The organism is Chitinophaga pollutisoli (genome assembly GCF_038396755.1).
GTDB lineage: Bacteria > Bacteroidota > Bacteroidia > Chitinophagales > Chitinophagaceae > Chitinophaga > Chitinophaga pollutisoli.
The window spans coordinates 4,427,633-4,447,584 of the sequence record NZ_CP149822.1 but is presented as its reverse complement, the minus strand read 5'-3'; the positions used below and the strand labels follow the sequence as shown (position 1 = coordinate 4,447,584).

The following is a 19,952-nucleotide window of genomic DNA, read 5'->3' as shown; positions in this document are numbered from 1 at the left end:
AAAAAATTGATGATTGTAAAGATAGTTTATTCTTTACAATCATCAATTTCGTGTATAAAAAGAATTCGCTTCGAATTATTGATCGAACTTGCCGGTTGCTACCTGCTGTTTGTATACAGCCTTCAGCACCTGGGTGCGGCGGCGGATAGACGGCTTGGTAAAAGACTGACGCTCTCTCAGCTGCAGCAGGATTTTCGCTTTCTCAAATTTCTTCTTGTACTTTTTGAGCGCTTTGTCGATGTTTTCGCAATCTTTGGAATCGATGATTAACATATTTATCCTTTAATCTGTTTTACAGTATTTTATTATGGACGGCAAAGATAAGCAGAACTTTTTTATTTGCAAAATATATTCGCCATTTCTTCCCCCGCTATTTCTCCATTAAATTTGTGCATTATGTTTACCGGCATTATTGAAACGACGGGCATTGTAGCCACCGCAACGCCCGGGGGCGGCAACCTCGAGCTCACCATCAGCACCCCCCTGGCACAGGAACTGAAGATCGACCAGAGCGTATCCCACAACGGCGTTTGCCTCACCGTCACCGTTGTGGAAGCCGACCGCTTCACCACCGTGGCCGTGGCGGAAACCCTGCAGAAAACCAATATCGGCGCACTCCGGCCCGGCGATACCGTCAACCTCGAAAGAGCCATGATATTCAACAGCCGCATCGACGGGCACATCGTACAAGGGCATGTCGACGGCACCGGCACCTGCGTATCCGTGGATCCGCAAGACGGCAGCTGGGTATTCCGTTTCCGCTTCGATCCCGCCTTCGCGCCGCTCATCGTAGAAAAAGGCTCTATCTGCCTCAACGGCGTAAGCCTCACCGTGTTCGACATCTCCGGCGACGCATTTTCCGTGGCCATCATACCATATACTTACGAGCACACCAATATCCGGTACCTGAAACCCGGCGACCCCGTGAACCTGGAATTCGACATCCTGGGCAAATACGTGGCGCGCCAATTGCAAACCCATGCGAAACCATCCCTGACATGAACCATCTCATCACCAACCTGCTGGGCATCCAACACCCCGTGATCATGGCTCCCATGTTCCTCGTCAGCAACGAGGCCATGGTGAGCGCCGCCATCCAAAGCGGCATCGCGGGCACCTTCCCTTCCCTCAATTTCAGGAAGGAAGGCGAGCTGCATGCCCTGCTGGAAAGGCTCAACGCCGTCCGGGATGCCCACCCAGGCGGCATCTACGGCGTCAACCTCATCGTTCAGAAAACGAACCCGCTCTATAAAAAGCACCTGGACGCCTGCGTGGCTGCCAAAGTTCCGTTTTACATCACGTCCCTCGGCAATCCCCGCGAAGTGATCGACGCCGCCCATTCCTACGGCGCCAAAGTATTCTGCGACATCACCAATCTCGAACACGCCGCCAAAGCGAAACAAATGGGGGCCGACGGATTCATCGCCGTTACCGCCGGCGCCGGCGGCCATGCCGGCCCCTACCCCATGCACGTCCTCATCCCCGCACTCCGCAAAGCCTTCCCGGATATGCCGGTGGTTGCCGCGGGCGGCATCGCTTCCGGCGTGCAGATGGCCAGCGCCATGGTGCTCGGGGCCGACGGCGTTTCCATCGGTACCCGCTTCATCGCCAGCCTGGAAGCCAACGTGAGCGACGAATACAAACAAGCCATCGTGGACCATGGCATGGAAGATATCGTACTCACCGAACGCTTGTCCGGTACGCCCTGCAACATCATCAATACTCCCGCCGCCCAGAAGCTCGGCTATAAGCAAAGCAACTGGGAGAAATGGCTGTCGCGCAACCCGCGCACCAAAAAGTATTTTAAGATGATGGTGCAGCTCAAAGGCATGAAAATGCTGGAAAAAGCAACGAAACCCAATTACTATAACCAACTGTGGAGCGCGGGTCAGAGCGTGGAAATGGTGGATGGCATCGAGCCAGTAGCCACCATTATTGCTACACTGACGGAGGAATACCGGCAAAGTATCCAGTCTTTCTGCAAATGATAGCTATCGATAAACAAAAAGCCCGGCTTTCCGTCGCGGCTTTTTTCTTTCTGAACGGTCTTTGTTTCGCCTCCTGGGCATCGCGGATCCCCGCCATCCAGGAACACCTCCGGCTGAGCGAAGCCGCGCTGGGGAGCTTGTTGTTGTGCATCCCCGTGGGCGCGCTGATCTCCCTGCCCATCGCGGGGTGGCTGGTAACACGGTCGGGCAGCCGGCCGGTGATGATCCTGGCGGCGGTTTTATATGCCGTTTTCCTTTTTTGTATCGGCCAGTCGAACAACCCCTGGGTATTGGGATTCGTCCTGTTCCTGTTCGGGTTCGCCGGCAACCTGGGCAATATTTCCGTGAACACACAGGCCGTTAGCGTGGAAGGGCTGTACGGGAAATCGATCATGTCATCATTCCACGCCGTATGGAGCCTCGCGGGGCTCGCCGGCGCGGGGATCGGCACCCTGATGGTCAATCTCCGCACTCCGCCATCCCAGCATTTTATGATGGTAGCGGGCGCTGCGTTGCTGATCGTCGTTTTGTCTTTCCGCAATGCCCTCCCCCACACCAAAACCACCGGCGGGCGCCAGCCCATTTTCGTAAAGCCCGACAAAGCCCTCATCAGCCTGGGCATCATCGCTTTCTGCTGCATGATCTGCGAAGGCACGATGTACGACTGGAGCGGCGTGTACTTCGCGAAAGTGGTGGAAGCCGATACCGGGAAAGTGACCATCGGATATACCGCCTTTACCGCCGCTACGACTTCCGGCAGGTTTATTGGCGACTGGCTCACGAAACGCTTCGGGATACATGGCATGCTGAAAGGCAGCGGCATACTGGCTGCGCTGGGATTGCTGCTGGCGGTGGCGTTGCCGACCGTATGGTTCTCGGCCGCGGGGTTCTTCCTCGTAGGGTTGGGCGTATCTACCGTGATCCCGCTGGTGTACAGCGAAGCGGGGCGGACCAAAACCATGAGCCAGAGCATGGCGCTGGCGGCCGTGAGCACCTTCGGGTTCTTCGGATTCCTGCTGGGGCCGCCGCTGATCGGGTTTATCGCCGAGGCCTCCGGGCTGAGGATATCTTTTATTTTTATCGCGGTGATGGCATCGATGATCACGGTGATGGCGATGCGCAAGCAGGCGGCAAACGGCGGGAAGTAAAACTTATTATCTTTGCGCCATGTCAGAAACACCGAATTTTCAGGAAGGCGCCGTGCTGTTGATCAATAAACCATTGACCTGGACCTCCTTCGACGTTGTCCGCAAGATCCGCAATACCACCAAAGCCAAGATCGGCCATGCCGGTACGCTGGACCCCTTAGCCACAGGGCTCCTCATTTGCTGCACCGGCAAAATGACCAAGAAAATCAACGAATACCAGGCGAAAGAAAAAGAATATACCGGCACCTTCACCCTCGGCGCCGTAACCCCCACCTTCGACCTCGAATCGGAACCCCAGGACCATCAGCCCGTTCCTGAACTGGACCAGGCCTCCCTGCAACAAATAGCAGATACTTTCACCGGCCCCCTGCAGCAATTGCCGCCCATCCACTCCGCTATCAAACAGAACGGCAAACCCATCTACCACCTCGCCCGCAAAGGCGTGGAAGTGAAAGTGGAGCCCCGTTCCATCGTGATCCATGCTTTTGAGATCACGAAAGTGGAACTGCCCATCGTACATTTCCGCGTGGAATGCAGCACCGGCACCTACATCCGTTCGCTCGCCAACGATTTTGGCGCTGCCGTTGGATGCGGCGGCCATCTCAGCAGCCTCTGCCGTACCCGCATCGGCGACTTCCGGCTGGAAGACGCAATGGATGTGGTGCAATTCATCGAGGAATACAAAAAAATGCAGGAAACTCAGAACGGATAGCCGATCGCTACGTTCCAGATGATGTTGTCGCGCCGCCACCGGCCGTCGCCCAGAGTCCATTCGCCGATATACCAGCCTTTGCTGTTTTCGGTCGGGTAAGGCTTTTTGAGCGGTATGCCCCAGTCGAGGCGGATGACGAAATAGCTGAAATCCAGCCGCACGCCTGCGCCGGTGCCAATCGCCATGTCCTGGTACAGATTCTTTAAATGGAAGGCGGCGCCGGGGCGGCTCGTGTCCTCCTTCAGCATCCAGATATTACCAAAATCGAGGAAGGTAGCGCCTTTCAGCATCATTGTGCCGCCAAAGAGCCGGAGAATATTGAACCGGTATTCCACGTTTCCTTCGAAACGCATATCACCCGTTTGGTCCGGGAAAATGGAAGAAACATAAGAAGTATCATAATAAGACCCCGGCCCGAGCGTGCGCAACCGCCATGCGCGGATGCTGTTGGGGCCGCCGGACGTGAATTGCCTTACATATGGCAGCACATCGCTTTGCCCGTAAGGCAAACCAATCCCCAGGTACGCCCGGGTAGCCACGCTGCTCCGGTTGTAATTCCAGTAATGACGGTAGTCGAGATCCAGGCGCACGAAACGGGAGATTTTCGTATTGGCGGCCGATTCCAGGTTGTCGCGCTTACTGGTGACGGCGTTCAGCAAACTATTTACGCCTTCCAGCCACGCACCTGATTCTTCAATGGCGGCGCGGAAATACGTGTTCTGGCGTTTATGGAAAATATCGTCGTTGCTGAACATGAACACAGCAGCTTCGCCCCCAATAAACGCCGGCTCGAAGCTGCGCCGCAGGTAAGGGTTTTCCTGCACCACGTCCCTTTCGAATTCCGGTGTCAGCGATACGCCCACGTAATTCAGGTTAAATGGTTTGACGCTCCAGCGCTTGTAGATGGATTCGTTCCACTCGTACCCCAGCGAAGCGGTGACCGTGCGGATATTGAACTTATCGATGCGGCGGAGACTGTTGTACCCCGCGGAGATCCGCGTTTTAGCCGTTGAACGGTAATTCTGCCGCACCCGGAAAGGCAACATGAACCGCGGCAGCACGTAATCCGCGTTGATGCCGTATTCTTGCGCCTGGAGCGACAGCCCCGCGCGCGCCTGGTTCCGCAACTCGATCCCTCCCTTCAACGTAATGTGCAGCTCGTTGGCCGCCCGGTTGAGGTTGAAGTGGCGATAACCCAACGAAATAGCACTGCCCACGGCATAGTCGTTGGAGGTAGTTACATCAAAGTTGGTACTGATTTCCTGCTTTTTGCGCGGCGTGAGTTGAATGTAGGCATCCAGCTTCTGCACGGTATCCTTCGCGTCTTTATACTGAAGGCTCACGAACTGCCACAGATTGAGATCGTACAGGCGGTTGATGGTATTGCTGTAGTTGGAAGTGGAATACCGTTCATTCGGCCGCAGCTGCACGGCGCGCATGAGCACGCGGGGCCGCACGATGTTCTGATGGTATTTAATGATCAGGTTCCGCGTTTCGGTGGTGTGGAACGAACTGTCTTCCGTGGATTCCTGCAGGTAAAGGTCGGGGTAGATGTAAATTTTGTTGAGATAGAAGCGTTTCGTCTGGTCGCTGTTGGTGTCTTCCGGCTGCTGGATGGAAACTTCCACGTCGAGGGTGGGCTTCTGATCGGTGCGCAACACGTTGGGCATTACCTCGAAAGGGTTGAGCGGGTCCACGAAGAACGATTTGTTGAGGGTATCGACGGTGAAAACAACGAGGTCGCGGTTGAATTTGTAATACCCTGCGTCGCGGATGAGGCGGGTGAGTCGCTCGCGCTCGCTGCTGAGGTCCGATGCCTTGTAGGGCACATCTGTCCTTAACAACGACAATCTCTCCCCCTCTTTCACCACTTTGGCGATGGCAGTGTCGGGGATATCGTAGTTGATTTTACGGATGATGAAATTTTTTCCGGTGTTGACGTCATAGGTCACGGAGGCTTTTTGTCCGCTCACATCGTGCCGCGACTGAACAGTGGCATAAAAATAACCCTGGTTATTGAGGTAGGCCACCATTCTTTCCATGGATTCCTGTGTTTTGACGGAATCGTAGATGACAGGGGCTTCCAGGTTTCTTTCGCTGAGCATGAGGTTCCAGAACCAGTTGCTTTTCTTTTCGTAATTCTTTTGATTATATAGCCAGACTTTGAGCCGCGAGCCCAGGAATTTCTGGTTGGGCTGCTGTAGCATGAGCGAACGGGAGGTGAGGTCGTTTTTCAGGTCGGTCTTTTCCGTGGAGGTGAGCGTTCCTTTGATATCGACGTCGGTATCCACGAGGAGGCTTTGATTTTCCTGCAGGTAGCGGGTGTTGGAGCAGGCGGCAAGAAACAGGCATACCATCAGCCAGAGCAAGTGCTGGCGGGGCAATCCGGAAAAGGATGGGTATGTCGGTTTCTTCACTGTCAGATTGAATTAACGGGTAAGTGCCGGACCCGCCGGGGCGGGATGTGTTGGCTGAATGCCGGAATTCACGTAGGTTTGACCCTATGTTATCAAAGGCGCAAATTAAATATATTACTGGACTACAGCACAAAAAATACCGTCAAAAATTTGGCCAGTTTATCGCCGAGGGTGATAAGATCGTGCAGGAATTACTGGAAACGGGTTCCGGCGTGAAGACAGTTTTCGCTACCCGCGAGTGGCTGCTCGACCACCGGGAGCTGGCTGAGAAGGCCGGTGGTATTGAAGTGCTGGAAGTGGCGCCCGAGGTACTCAAGCAATTGTCATCGCTTTCCACCCCCAACCGGGCATTGGCCCTGGCCGACATCCCGCCCGCCCGCGACTTCGTTCCCGAAGGCGTTTCCCTGGCGCTGGAAACCATCCAGGACCCCGGGAACCTGGGCACCATCATTCGTATAGCCGACTGGTTTGGCATCGGGCAGGTCGTTTGCTCGCCCGACTGCGTGGACGCCTACAATGCCAAAACCATCCAGTCCACCATGGGCAGCTTCCAGCGCGTGACCGTCATCATCCGCGACATTCCGCAGTTCCTGGAAAAGCACGCTTCCCTCCCCTCCTACGCGGCCACCCTTCACGGCCACGACATCACCCTCACCCAAAAAATCACCGCAGGCATCATCCTCATCGGCAACGAATCGCGCGGGCTGAGCGAGGAAACCCTCCGCCGCAGCAGCCATCACATCACCATCCCGCGCCTCGGCCAGGCCGAATCGCTGAATGCCGCCGTGGCAACGGGGATCATTTGCGGGAGGCTCCTTATTTAAACTGGATCGCCCGCACCGGCAATATCCGCCGGATGAGCAAAGAAGGAATGATGAGGACCAGCACGCAAACCACCAGCGTCCCCACGTTGATCAGCGCCACTTTCCACCATTGAATGGCGATGGGCGCCACCGACATGTAATACGCTTCTTCCGGGAGGCGCAGCAGGCCCGTGGATTGCTGGAGAAACGCCAGGCCCAGGCCCAGCGCGTTGCCGATCACGATGCCCGCGATCACGATATATCCCGCCTGGTAAAGGAATATGCCCTGGATGGAGGTGTTCCGCATGCCGAGGGCTTTCAATATGCCTACCATGTTGGTCCGCTCCAGGATCAGGATCAGCATCGCCGTGATCATGTTGATTACGGCCACGATGGTCATGATGATGAGGATGATCGTTTCGTTTTTGTTCTGTAATCCCAGCCAGTCGAAGATATTGGGGTAAATTTCCTGCATGCTGCGCAGGCCCAGTTCGGCATTGATGATTTCGTCGCTGATGGGCCCGGCGGCGGCGTCCATGTCGCTGAAGCGGTGCAGGTGCACTTCGTAACCGCCGATCTCGTCGGGCGCCCAGTCGTTGAGGCGCCGGATGAGGTTGATGTCGCCGATAACGTATGTTTTATCGTATTCTTCGATACCGGTTTTATAAATGCCGCAGACGGTGAGCTTGCGCACGCGCGGCGGGAGGCCGTCGCCCCGCATGAAGTACATGAACATGGCGTCGTTCAGTTTGAGGCCGAGCGCGGCTGCCGTGCTGGCGGAGATCACGACTTCGGAGGCATACCCGCTGTCGGGCGCCGTGGAGGGGCGGCCTTCGATGAGGAACGGGAGGGACTGGCCGGCGGGGGAGCCTTTAAAGATCATCCCTTCGGTTTCGCGGCCTTTCTTGACGATGACGGATTTGGTGGCGAAGGGGCTGACGGTTTTCACCTGCGGAATGGCGGAGAGGCGTTTTTCGAGGGAGGCGTCTTCAGGAAAAGGATCCTGCTCGGTGAGCGGCCCCCCGGCAGCGCGATACTCCGTAATATGGTAATGCCCCCAGAAACTGAATATCTTCTCCGATATCACCTGCTGGAACCCGTTGATCATCGCCGTGGCGATAATCATCACCGCAACGCTGAAAGCGGTCGCCGCCATCGCGATATTGATGATGAACCGGGAAAAGGAAGAAGACCGGTTGAAAGCGATCCTTCCGGCAATAAACATGGAGATGCGCATCCGCGAATTTATACATTTTAGAAATTCATTGTAAATTACAGCTATGAGGATAGTTGCTTTTGTCTGCTGCTCCCTGGCAGCGCTATTGTTTTTCCCCGGCGCCAAAGGTCAGGTCAACGCCATCACGCCCGACCATATCTACCACCAGAACATCGCCACTGTTAAGCTGACGCCCCCGGGAGAAATGCTCGGCCTGCCCATCATCGCACTGAACTCGGGCGACCAGCTGGAGCTTCAATTCGACGATCTTCAAGCCGAAATCAAATCCTACTTCTACACCCTCCAACTCTGCAATGCAGACTGGACACCGGCTTCCGTCAATACCATCGATTACCTCCGTGGTTTCTCCGAAGTTCAGATCCGCGATTACAAGTTCTCGAGCGTGGCGCTGCAGAAATACGTGCATTACAAGGCCCGCATCCCCAGTTCCAACTCAACGCCTACACGGGCCGGCAACTACCTGCTGAAAGTATATCTCGACGGCGATACCAACCGCCTGGCCTTCACCCGCCGGCTCATGGTCATCAATAACAAATCCGGCGTGGCGGGATGGATTTCCCAGCCCACCAATCCCAAGCTGTTCCGTAACTCACAGAAAATCAACGTCTCGGTTAATACCAAAGGCCTCAACATCCAGAATCCCTTCGACCAGCTCAAGATCGTTATCCAGCAGAATTTCCGTTGGGATAACGCCATCACCGGCATCAAACCGATGTTTATCAAGGGGGATGTGATCGAATACAACGCGGAGCAGGATTGCATTTTTCCCGCGTTCAAGGAATGGAGATGGGTGGATCTGCGCAGCTTCCGGCTGCAAACGGAGCGCGTCCGCAATACGCAATACCTCCGTAACGGTACCGTCATCAACGTCATGCCCGACGTTCCCCGCGACAACCAGATCTACCAATATCTCCGCGATATCAACGGTATGTATGATCCCGCCACCATCGAGGATTACAACATCCAGTTCGAAGGCGACTACGCGCGCGTGAATTTCAACTTCCCCATGAAAGAACCCTTCGCCGGGTACGATATGTATATTTTCGGGGAACTGACCCAATATGAACTGAACGACCGCAACAAGATGGTCTGGAACGGCGAGAAAGGCGCATACGAAGGGGCGCTTTTCCTCAAGCAGGGCTATTACAACTATGTCTACGGCCTTGTCGACAAAACCCGGCCCAACTCCCCCATGAGCACCGAATTCACGGAAGGGAACTGGTGGGAGACAGAAAATGCCTACACGGTCCTCGTTTACTATCGGACGCTAGGCGGCCGGCACGATGAACTGGTAGGCATGCTCCGGATGAATTCACTCACCAACAGGCAACGTTAAGGGAGGAAAAAAACGGAAGAAGGCATTCTGATTCCGGAGACAGAAAATGCCTACACGGTCCTCGTTTACTATCGGACGCTCGGCGGCCGGCACGATGAACTGGTAGGCATGCTCCGGATGAATTCACTCACCAACAGGCAACGTTAAGGCGTTTGCGTGATCTGCGGTACCTGCGGATCGGCCTGATATATCGTTTGTCTTAGTTTGACGATATTGGCTGCGCCGCGTTTGATGATGATGCGCGTGCCACGGTCGTAGGTGAAATACCGGTACACCCAGTTGATCATTACCACCAGCTTATTGCGGAAACCCAGCAGGTTCAGCAAGTGCACCACCATCCACGCCACCCAGGCGATGTACCCGCTCAACCGGATGCCCGCGAATTCCGTAACGGCGCGGTTGCGGCCGATCGTGGCCATGGAGCCGAGATCCTTGTATTTAAAGGGTTTAAGCGCTTTACCTTTCAGCACGTTGCAAAAATTCTTACCCAATTGCTTCCCTTGTTGCATGGCAACCTGCGCCACCATAGGATAACCTTTCGGGAAGCGCTCATCGTTGATCATCTGGGCGATGTCGCCAATAGCGTAAATATTATTCGTGTCTTTGATGAGGTTGGTATCATTCACTTGTACACGGCCATTTGGCAGCATGGCTTCTTCGGGCAGACCAGGGATCGACATGCCTTTTACGCCGGCCGACCAGATGAGGGACTGCGTTTGGAGGGTTTCGCCATTGCTCAGGGTGAGCGTGAGGCCGTCATAATCTTTTACGGCTATGTTGGTGAGCACCTTCACGCCGATATGTTCGAGCGCGGCTTTGGATTTGCGGCTTGTTTCCTCAGACATGCCCGCCAGTACGCGGGGCCCCGCTTCGATGAGGTATACTTCCATCAAATGGATCGGCAGCTCGGGATAATCCTTGGGAAGGATGTATTTGCGCAGCTCCGCAAACGCCCCGGCCAGCTCTACGCCCGTAGGACCGGCGCCCACCATCACGAAGCTCAGTTTCGGCTTAACGGTGGCTTCGTCGGTGAACAGCAGCGATTCCTCGAATTGCTTCAGCACATAATTCCTGATCTGCACCGCCTCGATGAGGGACTTCATCCCGATGGCATGTTCTTCGATCATCTTGTTACCGAAGAAGTTGGTATTGGATCCCATGGCGAGCACCAGGTAATCGTAGGGAATATCGCCGATATTGGTTTCGAGCAGGTTGTTGGCCGCATCCACACTTTTCACTTCCGCCATGCGGAAATGGAAATTCTTCTGCTTTTTGAAGATGCCGCGCAGCGGGAAGGCGATGCTGTCTGGCTCCAGCCCTGCCGTGGCCACCTGGTACAGCAATGGCTGGAAAAGATGGTAATTATTCCTGTCGAGCAGTACCACCTGTACTGCGGCTTTTCTGAGTGATTTGGCCAGATTGATCCCGGCAAATCCGCCGCCAACGATCACCACCCTGGGAAGCTTTGAATCCGGTAAGTTCGGTTGTATCATGGTTATTGCGTTTAAGATGGTACAACATCGTGGCCACAAATGCCATACCACCGAATATTTCTCAAAATTACAAAACTTTCAGGATAAAATGAAAGATTTGAAAATAATGAATAAAATACCGGGTTAAGAGATGGGTCCCTGTGGTTGTTCAGCAGAGGAAACAGTGCAGGGGCGGAATTGTTGGGGAAAAAGAAGGGCGCACCCCGAAAGGGATGCGCCGGCTTGATTGTGTTTATGTTATGAAAGATCGGGACTATTTGAGGGCGAGATGCAGCGCAGTGGCCAGCAAAGCGCCGATAATGGGCCCCACAACGGGGATCCAGGCATAACCCCAGTCGCTGTCACGCTTGCCTTTGATCGGCAGAATGGCGTGTGCGATACGGGGGCCGAGATCGCGTGCGGGGTTGATGGCATAACCTGTGGGACCTCCCAGCGAAAGTCCTATCGCAAGTACCAGCAACGCAACCGGCAGCGCATCTACCGCACCCAGGCCAACGTCTCCTTTCGCGATGTAAAACACCCCGAAAATGAGGACGAACGTACCGATGATTTCCGTCACCAGGTTGGGAATGGTGCTTCGGATGGCGGGCGCCGTGCAGAAAATACCCAGTTTGGCATCGGCATCGGGTGTAATGTCGAAATGTTGTTTGTAAGCGGCATATACGCCACATGCGCCGAGGAACGCCCCCAGCATTTGGGCGCCGATGTACATGGGCACCTGGTCCCAGGTGATATTACCGGCAGCCGCCATGGCGATGGTTACGGCGGAATTGAGGTGCGCGCCGCTATAGGCGCCCACGGCAAATACACCTACGAAAACAGCCATGGCCCAGCCAAAGGTGATTACGATCCATCCGCCATTCTGGCCTTTGCTTTTATTGAGCAGGCAATTCGCCACCACCCCGTCGCCGAGGATGATGAGGAGCGCCGTGCCGATGAGCTCTGCGAGGAAAATTGACATAGTCGGGTTTTGTTTTGATCAGTTCTGGAATTATGGAATTATTCTTCTGCCCATACTTTAGCTGCTTTCACGGCACGCGCCCATCCTTTGGTGAGCTCCGCGCGCTCAGCATCCGCCATTTCCGGTTTGAAGCATGCGTCTTCCTGCCATTGCTTGCGGATGGTATCGATGCTATCCCAGAACCCGGTGGCGAGCCCGGCCATGTAAGCGGCCCCCAGTGCGGTGGTCTCCGTAACTTTCGGCCGTACCACATCCGTATTCAGGATATCTGCCTGGAATTGCATCAGCAGGTTGTTGGCCGTTGCCCCGCCGTCGACCCGCAATTCCCGGATCGGCATGCCTGCGTCGGCTTCCATGGCCTTGAGCACGTCCATAGTCTGGTAGGCGATGCTGTCGAGCGCGGCACGGGCGATGTGCGCATCTTTGGTACCGCGCGTCATGCCCACGATGGTACCGCGGGCGTATTGGTTCCAGTGGGGTGCACCCAGCCCGGCAAAGGCAGGCACGAGATACACACCGTCTGTATGTTCTACTTTATTGGCGAGTGCTTCCACGTCGGCGCTGTGGCGGATGATGCCCAGCCCGTCGCGGAGCCACTGTACTACGGCGCCGCCGATGAAAATACTGCCTTCCAGCGCGTAAACCGTCTTCCCGCCTACCTGCCAGCCAATCGTGGTGAGGAGGTTATTGCCGGAAGTAATGGCTTTTTCCCCGGTGTTGAGCATCATGAAACAACCCGTTCCGTAGGTGTTTTTCACCATGCCCGGCTCGATGCACATCTGCCCGAAGAGCGCGGCCTGCTGATCGCCGGCGATACCTGCGATGGGAATATTGAACGGGGTGAGCGTAGCTTCCGTTTCCCCGTACACCTCGCTGGAAGCGCGCACGTCGGGGAGCATGGAAGCCGGGATGTCCATGAGTTTAAGCAGGGATTCGTCCCACTGGAGGGTGTGGATATTGAAAAGCATCGTCCGCGAGGCGTTGCTCACGTCCGTAATATGCAGTCTTCCTTTCGTGAAATTCCAGATGAGCCAGGAATCCACGGTCCCGAAGGCCAGCTCGCCTGCCTCCGCCCGCTGCCGGGCGCCTTCCACGTTGTCGAGGATCCATTTCACCTTGGTGCCGGAGAAATAAGCATCCACGATGAGGCCCGTGCGGGAGCGGATGTCTTCCGCAAGCCCCTTTGCCCGCAGCTCGTCGCAATAAGCTGCCGTACGGCGGTCTTGCCAAACGATCGCGTTATACAGCGGTTTACCGGTCTTCCGGTCCCACACGATGGTGGTTTCCCGCTGGTTGGTGATGCCCATCGCCGCAATCTGGTCGCCGCTGGCGCCGGCTTTCACGATCACTTCGGCTGCCACGCCGGCCTGGGTCGACCAGATCTCGTTGGGATCATGCTCCACCCATCCCGGTTGGGGGTAAATCTGTTTAAATTCCTTCTGCGCAACTGCAACGATGTTTCCCCCGCGGTCGAAAAGGATCGCCCGGGAACTGGTGGTTCCCTGGTCCAGGGCCATGATGAATTTTGCTTCCATGCGAAACTGTTCTGGCTAATTGTTTAAATATGATGAAATGTATTGTCTAACGTGGTACCTAGCTTTACGAGGTAGTAAGATACTAGGAATATTCTAAAAGTAAAAAAAATTTCAGCCGGTAATAAAAAAGGCCGTCCCTGCGGAAACCGGGGCGGCCTTATAATAAGATGGGAGGAAGATTACATTTTCTTCGCGTCTTCCAGGAACTTGGCCAGACCGATGTCGGTGAGGGGGTGTTTCAGGAGGCCGAGGATGGAATCGAGCGGGCAGGTGCACACATCGGCGCCGTTTTCCGCGCATTTCACGATGTGCAGGGCATTGCGGATGGATGCGGCGAGCACTTCGGTCTTAAAGCCCTGGATGCTGTAAATCTGGGCGATCTGGGCGATCAGTTCGATACCATCCCAGCTGCTGTCGTCGATCCGGCCGATGAAGGGCGAAACGTAAGAAGCGCCTGCTTTAGCGGCGAGGATAGCCTGACCGGCGGAGAAAACGAGGGTGCAGTTGGTACGGATGCCGTTGTCGGTGAACCATTTAATGGCTTTCACACCGTCTTTGATCATCGGCACTTTCACCACGATATTCGGATGAATGGCGGCGAGTTTCTTGCCTTCTTCGATGATGCTGGCGTAATCGGTCGACAGCACTTCGGCGCTCACGTCGCCGTCTACCATTTCACAGATGGTTTCGTAATGTTTCAGGATGGCTGCTTCGCCTTTGATACCTTCCTTGGCCATGAGGGAGGGGTTCGTGGTTACACCGTCCAGGATGCCCAGGTCGTTCGCCTCCTGGATCTGCGCCAGGTTAGCTGTATCAATAAAGAATTTCATAAAGAAAGATTTAGTATTTCAGTTTTTGCGATCTGCAAAACAACAAACTAATTTCGGAAAATAAAAGGAGAATAAAATGGTGCGGATGCTTGCCTGAGGGGAAAAAAAGTGGCAAGTTACTTATATCGCACCGCTTCAACCGCCTACCCTTGCTACATTCCTGTCCTGGGGGAGTTCAGCAGGAGCTGGTCGTATAAGACTTGCCGATGCAAAGGTAACAGAAAGCCGCATTACTTGCAAATATTTTCCTTCCCCGCAGCGGATAATTATGCTCAAACATTCTCCCCTGCTACGTTTCATGACGTCATTTTTCTTTCCGCTATTGCCTTTTCTTCTTTTTGGATGATGGTTTGCTTACCTCGTCGGCGTTCCGGATGATGAGGGATTCATCGTCGGGCAACTGCTTCACGGGGATTTCAGACTCCACGCGCATGGCTGCATCGCCGCGGTAAACGGCCGTTACATGAATCTGGCGGGTGAGGCTGTCGGCCAGGGGAATGAGCAGGTCCTGCCCGATAATTGTGCCCTTATCGCTGGCGAAACGGATCCGGGTGGTATCCAGCGGATAGATTTTGCCACTGTTGTACATCCCTTCCACGTTCAGGTAAAAATGAATTCCGCGCTTGAGGCTGTCGGCATAATGCCGGAAACGGATGCCGGTGAGGTAAGGCAGTTGCAGATCGGATTCCCAGGATTTGCCAGGGTATCCGGAGAAAGTCACCTGCAGGCGGAGCTTATAATTATCCGGCCGGGCGGCGTTCCGGGAGAACGTCAGCACACCGTTGCGTACCTCCCCATGCGGTGTTTGTACCTGTACCTGGTTCCAGCGGATATCGCCGCCCAGGAGCCCCGCCGTTTTGCGCTCGGAACTGTCGGCATACTTCACCGTCAGCCCGATGGGCGTTTTGCTGTACAATTCAGCAACGGCGGAAGGGTCGTATTCCGCTTCCACCCTCACGATTTCCTTTTGCTGCGCCAGGGCCGGGAGGGCCGTCGCCAGGCAAATCAACATCCATTTAAACATGCTGTAATGAGACTAAAATCATTCCAAATGTACTGAAACGCGATCAAGCAGGCGGACACTTGAAAAAAATTAATATTTTCACGGAATTTTTAGCGAATGGCATTAAAACAGCACAGCGACGCAAATCTGCGATACCAGCAACAGGTAGATAATTCCCGGAATTATGTACTTCCCTTCATTGCCCAGGAGTTCCCCGACCTGAAAGGCCTCCGCGTCATGGAGATTGGATGCGGCGAAGGCGGCGTTCTGACGCCCTTCCTGGAGCAAGGCAGCCTTTGCGTAGGCGTTGACCTCTGGCCCGAGCGCATCGAACTGGCGAGAGGGTTCCTCGGCGATTACGTCGACCGCGGGCAACTGCAGCTGATCGCCAAAAATATCTACGACGTCGATTTCTTTGGCGAGTTCCGCCATGCTTTCGATGTCATCATCCTCAAAGATGCCATCGAGCATATCCCCGACCAGGACAAACTGATCGCTTACCTGAAGGAGCTGCTGTCGCCACGGGGACAGGTATATTTCGGATTTCCGCCGTGGTACATGCCGCATGGCGGGCATCAGCAAATCTGCCACAGCAAAGTATTGAGCTTCCTGCCCTACATCCATCTGCTGCCGCGCCCGTTGTACCGCGGACTGTTGAAATCCGCCGGCGAAAGCGAAGGCACGATCAAGGAGCTGATGGAACTGGTGGACACCGGGATTTCCATCGAGCGGTTCGAGAAAATCGTGGAGCGCACGGGATATGACATCACCCGCCGGAAGTATTATCTCATCAATCCGATTTACAAATACAAGTTCAACTTGCAGCCGCGTGAGCAGTTCGGCTGGATGAAGAAAATTCCGTTCGTCCGCAACTTCTTCACCACATGCATGTACTATCTTATCAAGCCGAAGGTTTAGAATTTTCATGATATCCGCGCCGGGCCCCACCTTTCTGCAAGGTGGGGCCCGGTTTGTTTCCGGCTATTTATTCTCCAGCCACACTACTTTTTGTTCCGGCGTGTGGGGCTGGGCAAGGATTTCGCCGTACAGTGCGGGCCGGCGGGCGCGGATATAGCGGTGCCCTCCTGCCTGGGTGAGCTTCTCCCGTGTCAGCGTGGCTGTCACGAAGTCGTTGCCCAGGTTCCTGCATTCGGAAAGCACGTCGCCGAAGGGGTCGATGATCATCGAGCATCCATTCTTCAGCTGATCATCGTCCATCCCGATTGGATTGGAGAAAACGCAATACATCGCGTTATCGTAAGCCCGGGCGGGCAGCCATTTCATGAGCCAGGCCCGGCCTTTCAGCCCATCGAATTCCAGGCGGAGGGAAGTGGGGTCGTTCTCACGGTTATGCCACAACGCGGGATCCACGAAACCCGCACCCGGACGGGTGGATGGTGTACACATCGTTACATGCGGCATAAACAGCACCTCCGCCCCCAGGAGCCTCGTGGCCCTGACGTTCTCGATGACATTGTTATCGTAACAGATCAGGATGCCGCACTTCCAGCCATACAGGTCGAACACGCAGTATGCGCTGCCGGGCGTGAGGTGCGGATTGATAAAGGGATGCAGTTTCCGGAACTTCGCCAGCAGCCCGGTTTTATCGACGCAGACGTATGCTTTGTAGAGGCCGCCCTGCTCATCCTTTTCAAAGAGCCCGGCCAGCACGGCGATATCATGTTTCCCGGCGATTTCCTGCAGCCTTCGAATGCTGGGGCCATCGGGTATATATTCCGCCAAATCGGTGAGCTGGGAGCGGTCGAGGTGGCGGGCGAAAGTATACCCCGTGATGGAACACTCATGAAAAGCGATGGCCTGCGCGCCTTCGGCCGCGGCTTTCCCGGCGAGCTGATCGATGATATCCAGGTTGTATTTTTTATCGCCACTGCGGTTTTCGAATTGCGCGGTGGCTATCCTGAGTTTATCCATAGAACGTTTTATTGAGGGTTCGCAGTGAAATTAGTAATTTACAGGGCTATTTTCCCTGGTTTATTCGCGGCGAATTTGATCGATTTTTGCGATGGGGTTTTGAGGATTGGAGGCGCCTCCACCGGAGCGGATTATATGCGCGAAATCGCCCGGGCGAAAGGAAAAATCGTTTACATGAACCTGGAAGAAATTCCCGCGTTCAGGGAGTCGTAGTTTTTTGTCCCCATTAACAGCGGAATCGCTGTAGTAATTAACTTGAACGATGCCCGCATCACCCGCTCGGGTTAATTACTTGAACCAATATGATTCATCGATTTCGCAGCCCAATTTTGGTGGGTTTCCAATTTTCAATACTGAGTATCTAGCCAATTTTGAGATTGTACCAAAAGAGTTGTTCTGATATTTCTTAAAAAAATCTCTTTCATATAAAAATTCTTGACTGGCAAAGAAATTCCAAATTCCATTATTCATCATACCTTTGATTACACGTGCAGTACCAAAAACATGGGAAATCTGTCCTTCTCTCGCACGTTTAAGTACAAGCAAAATACATTTACTAGAATCTCGATTTAAAAAGACTATGTCATCGACGTAATGTTCCATGTATTTATCAGATCCAAAAATCTCGAAATCCTTTCGCCAAATTTGAAAAGTATCCTCAAATGACTTCTTGATTTTGATAATCCCAAGAGAATGTTTCTGATCAATTAACTTCTCATCTATACATTGTTCCTTCATTTCGAATGCGACATCACCTATAAATCGGCAACTAAAAAAAAACAGTGAAATAAAAGTTGAAACTAATTTCTTCATCATTGATATACGTTTACTTGAATTCCCAAATCCTGGAAGTATTGAATTATATTTTGCAGGTAAGTCTCAACATAATGCCCACCCATTCCCTCCACCCAAGGATCTCTCAACTTGTAATTCGTCTCTCCCACCCCCTCAATCTTCTGATTCTTCGACCCTCCGTTAAACAGGTGTATAAAATTCCACCCATCGGTCACCCAGTCGTGGAAGGTGGACCACTGCTGCCCTTTTACTTTTGCGCTGTGCAAAAAATCTCCCGGCTGATGCGGCGCGATATAATAAGCGATCTCCAACCGTGAAGAATACTTCGCATGTTTCGACAACACACTTACCATTCCCGCCGCAAACGCCGCGCCCTGGCTATGCCCCACGATCTTGATCGTTTCATCGCTGGCCAACGGAATCTGTTTGCTATCCAGCTGCCGGATGAGCCTCCGGGCCGCCATGGCGCCGTCTGCATACCGCTCATGCGCCTGGGAAGCATTGTCCGCCGAAGCACTGATGTACCGGGCATTCTTGTCGTTGTGCCCCTGCATGATAACATCGTCTATGTTACCCCAATACTGGAAAGGCTTCCCGAGATATGTTGGTGCTCCTTCCGCAAAAGTCCTTTCTCCCGGATACGGCCTGAAATTCGGATTACGCTGTTGCGTGAACTCCGTGAGGTACGTCCCCCTGTCCACCAAACTCCGATGCGCCGTCCGGATCGTCAGCCGGTGGTCTTGCGCCATCCATTGATGTATCATAAATCCATTCACGAAAATGATCAGGTTACCGTCCGGATCAATTGCATTCACGGGGTCGTTTAATGCATACGCATAAGGGCTCACAGACTCATACTGCTCACTTAATTTATCAGGGGATAACCATCTGCCAAGCTGGGGGTCAAACATCCTTGCGCCGTAATCATACCATTCCAGATCAACAACACCATTTCCTTCGATTTGTTGTAATACCTTACCATTAAAAAGAACATTGTTCCCCGGTTTACGCAATGCCTTCACACTGATCCCCGGCATCACAAGCCCATAAGGATAATAATGCGTTTCTTCCACAACCGGACCATGGCGCATGCTCACCGTCAGATCGTCGAAGTACACGTCCTGCTGCGATTCGTTGCTCAGAAAAACATATAAGTATCCACTGCGTTTCATCACGGAAGGGCCCTCTCCTATCACCTGCAGAACACCCGGCGCTGCACTCACTTGTTTGACATAACTGTGGGCCGTCACCAAATCCAATTGTTCATCAAACAACAGGAAATGCAGGAACGCCCTTGGCCGGCGCGCATCTGGCTTGGCGGTTTCCTTTTGCAATAACCGTTGCCAACCTTCCGCGGTTCCCTTGTTCGAAAATGGCGACTGCCATTCCACCGCCCCGCCGTTCTTCCCGGCAACCGCTATCCCCGCACTGCCAAACGCCCCCAGCACCGCATGCACCATATCCTGCAAAGGTGCAACGGAAGCAGGTGACACACCGACCTGCTGCTGGTAAAAAGCCTTCACAGCAGCCTGCAAGGTATCGCCCGGCATCACCTTTAACACCAACGCCGGCCCTACTCTCCGCTTAGGGTCTTTTCCGTTCAGGCGCGCCGCGGCCGTATTCGCCACCCCTTGCGCTTTAGGGAAACCAGATGGCAATGCCCCCGTACTGCATCCACCTGGCTAAATAAGCGTTGCTCCAGGCTCGCGCGGGACGGCTCCATGGTTGCCTGGTACACCGTTGCGGAAGACTCATCGGTCAA

18 protein-coding genes and 1 other RNA gene are annotated in these 19,952 nt (G+C 54.1%); 7 read left to right on the top strand and 12 right to left on the bottom strand.

All coding sequences use genetic code 11. The features are described 5' to 3' along the window. Positions 1-75: 75 nt before the first annotated feature. A complete protein-coding gene (gene rpsU / locus WJU16_RS18835; protein WP_126246843.1) occupies positions 76-273 on the bottom strand; it encodes a 30S ribosomal protein S21 in 198 nt (65 codons plus the stop codon). A gap of 123 nt (positions 274-396) precedes the next feature. Between rpsU and WJU16_RS18830 the strand changes: the two genes are divergently transcribed. The 4 genes from WJU16_RS18830 to truB are packed head-to-tail and all read left to right on the top strand — an operon-like array spanning position 397 to position 3,848. Continuing rightward, a complete protein-coding gene (locus WJU16_RS18830; protein ID WP_341834978.1) occupies positions 397-1,002 on the top strand; it encodes a riboflavin synthase in 606 nt (201 codons plus the stop codon). Further along, a complete protein-coding gene (locus WJU16_RS18825; protein WP_341834977.1) occupies positions 999-1,988 on the top strand; it encodes a nitronate monooxygenase family protein in 990 nt (329 codons plus the stop codon). Before WJU16_RS18830 ends, WJU16_RS18825 begins: the two co-directional genes overlap by 4 nt. Beyond that, positions 1,985-3,136 carry an MFS transporter gene (locus WJU16_RS18820; protein WP_341834976.1) on the top strand — a complete coding sequence of 384 codons (1,152 nt, stop codon included), beginning with the start codon at positions 1,985-1,987 and terminating at the stop codon, positions 3,134-3,136. Before WJU16_RS18825 ends, WJU16_RS18820 begins: the two co-directional genes overlap by 4 nt. A 19-nt stretch (positions 3,137-3,155) precedes the next feature. Then, positions 3,156-3,848 (top strand): tRNA pseudouridine(55) synthase TruB, encoded by a 693-nt coding sequence (truB, locus tag WJU16_RS18815; RefSeq protein ID WP_341834975.1) that lies wholly within the window; start codon positions 3,156-3,158, stop codon positions 3,846-3,848. Here truB and WJU16_RS18810 read toward each other — a convergent pair. Further along, positions 3,836-6,265 (bottom strand): BamA/TamA family outer membrane protein, encoded by a 2,430-nt coding sequence (locus WJU16_RS18810; protein ID WP_341834974.1) that lies wholly within the window; start codon positions 6,263-6,265, stop codon positions 3,836-3,838. The two genes, truB and WJU16_RS18810, sit on opposite strands and share 13 nt — an antisense overlap. Before the next feature lie 86 nt (positions 6,266-6,351). Between WJU16_RS18810 and WJU16_RS18805 the strand changes: the two genes are divergently transcribed. Next, the gene (locus WJU16_RS18805; RefSeq protein WP_341834973.1) at positions 6,352-7,089 is read left to right on the top strand and encodes an RNA methyltransferase; all 738 of its coding nucleotides are present in this window, start codon (positions 6,352-6,354) and stop codon (positions 7,087-7,089) included. On the opposite strand, the gene WJU16_RS18800 is transcribed toward WJU16_RS18805, so the two are convergent. Beyond that, on the bottom strand, positions 7,082-8,305 hold the full coding sequence (locus WJU16_RS18800; RefSeq protein ID WP_341834972.1) for an FtsX-like permease family protein: 1,224 nt from the start codon (positions 8,303-8,305) through the stop codon (positions 7,082-7,084). The genes WJU16_RS18805 and WJU16_RS18800 overlap by 8 nt on opposite strands. Before the next feature lie 43 nt (positions 8,306-8,348). Between WJU16_RS18800 and WJU16_RS18795 the strand changes: the two genes are divergently transcribed. Beyond that, positions 8,349-9,641 (top strand): DUF5103 domain-containing protein, encoded by a 1,293-nt coding sequence (locus WJU16_RS18795; protein ID WP_341834971.1) that lies wholly within the window; start codon positions 8,349-8,351, stop codon positions 9,639-9,641. Positions 9,642-9,784: 143 nt separating this feature from the next. Here WJU16_RS18795 and WJU16_RS18790 read toward each other — a convergent pair whose 3' ends face one another. The 6 genes from WJU16_RS18790 to WJU16_RS18765 form a co-directional block, all read right to left on the bottom strand. Then, a complete protein-coding gene (locus tag WJU16_RS18790) occupies positions 9,785-11,134 on the bottom strand; it encodes an NAD(P)/FAD-dependent oxidoreductase (protein WP_341834970.1) in 1,350 nt (449 codons plus the stop codon). Between the two features lie 253 nt (positions 11,135-11,387). After that, positions 11,388-12,095: an MIP/aquaporin family protein gene (locus WJU16_RS18785; RefSeq protein ID WP_341834969.1), complete on the bottom strand. Its 708-nt coding sequence runs from the start codon at positions 12,093-12,095 to the stop codon at positions 11,388-11,390. 38 nt (positions 12,096-12,133) lie between these two features. Then, a complete protein-coding gene (gene glpK / locus WJU16_RS18780) occupies positions 12,134-13,630 on the bottom strand; it encodes a glycerol kinase GlpK (protein ID WP_341834968.1) in 1,497 nt (498 codons plus the stop codon). A gap of 179 nt (positions 13,631-13,809) precedes the next feature. Next, entirely contained in the window at positions 13,810-14,460 is a 651-nt protein-coding gene (gene fsa / locus WJU16_RS18775; RefSeq protein WP_341834967.1) for a fructose-6-phosphate aldolase, read from the bottom strand. Positions 14,461-14,566: 106 nt separating this feature from the next. Continuing rightward, positions 14,567-14,666: signal recognition particle sRNA small type (gene ffs, locus WJU16_RS18770), an RNA gene on the bottom strand. Positions 14,667-14,779: 113 nt separating this feature from the next. Continuing rightward, entirely contained in the window at positions 14,780-15,484 is a 705-nt protein-coding gene (locus tag WJU16_RS18765) for a hypothetical protein (protein WP_341834966.1), read from the bottom strand. 96 nt (positions 15,485-15,580) lie between these two features. Between WJU16_RS18765 and WJU16_RS18760 the strand changes: the two genes are divergently transcribed. Further along, positions 15,581-16,381: a class I SAM-dependent methyltransferase gene (locus WJU16_RS18760; RefSeq protein ID WP_341834965.1), complete on the top strand. Its 801-nt coding sequence runs from the start codon at positions 15,581-15,583 to the stop codon at positions 16,379-16,381. Positions 16,382-16,444: 63 nt separating this feature from the next. On the opposite strand, the gene WJU16_RS18755 is transcribed toward WJU16_RS18760, so the two are convergent. The 3 genes from WJU16_RS18755 to WJU16_RS18745 all read right to left on the bottom strand — a co-directional run bounded on the left by WJU16_RS18755 (position 16,445) and on the right by WJU16_RS18745 (position 19,818). Next, the gene (locus WJU16_RS18755) at positions 16,445-17,395 is read right to left on the bottom strand and encodes a nitrilase family protein (protein ID WP_341834964.1); all 951 of its coding nucleotides are present in this window, start codon (positions 17,393-17,395) and stop codon (positions 16,445-16,447) included. 288 nt (positions 17,396-17,683) lie between these two features. Further along, entirely contained in the window at positions 17,684-18,211 is a 528-nt protein-coding gene (locus WJU16_RS18750) for a hypothetical protein (protein ID WP_341834963.1), read from the bottom strand. After that, entirely contained in the window at positions 18,208-19,818 is a 1,611-nt protein-coding gene (locus WJU16_RS18745; protein ID WP_341834962.1) for an RHS repeat-associated core domain-containing protein, read from the bottom strand. The genes WJU16_RS18750 and WJU16_RS18745 overlap by 4 nt, the downstream gene beginning before the upstream one ends. Positions 19,819-19,952: the final 134 nt, after the last annotated feature.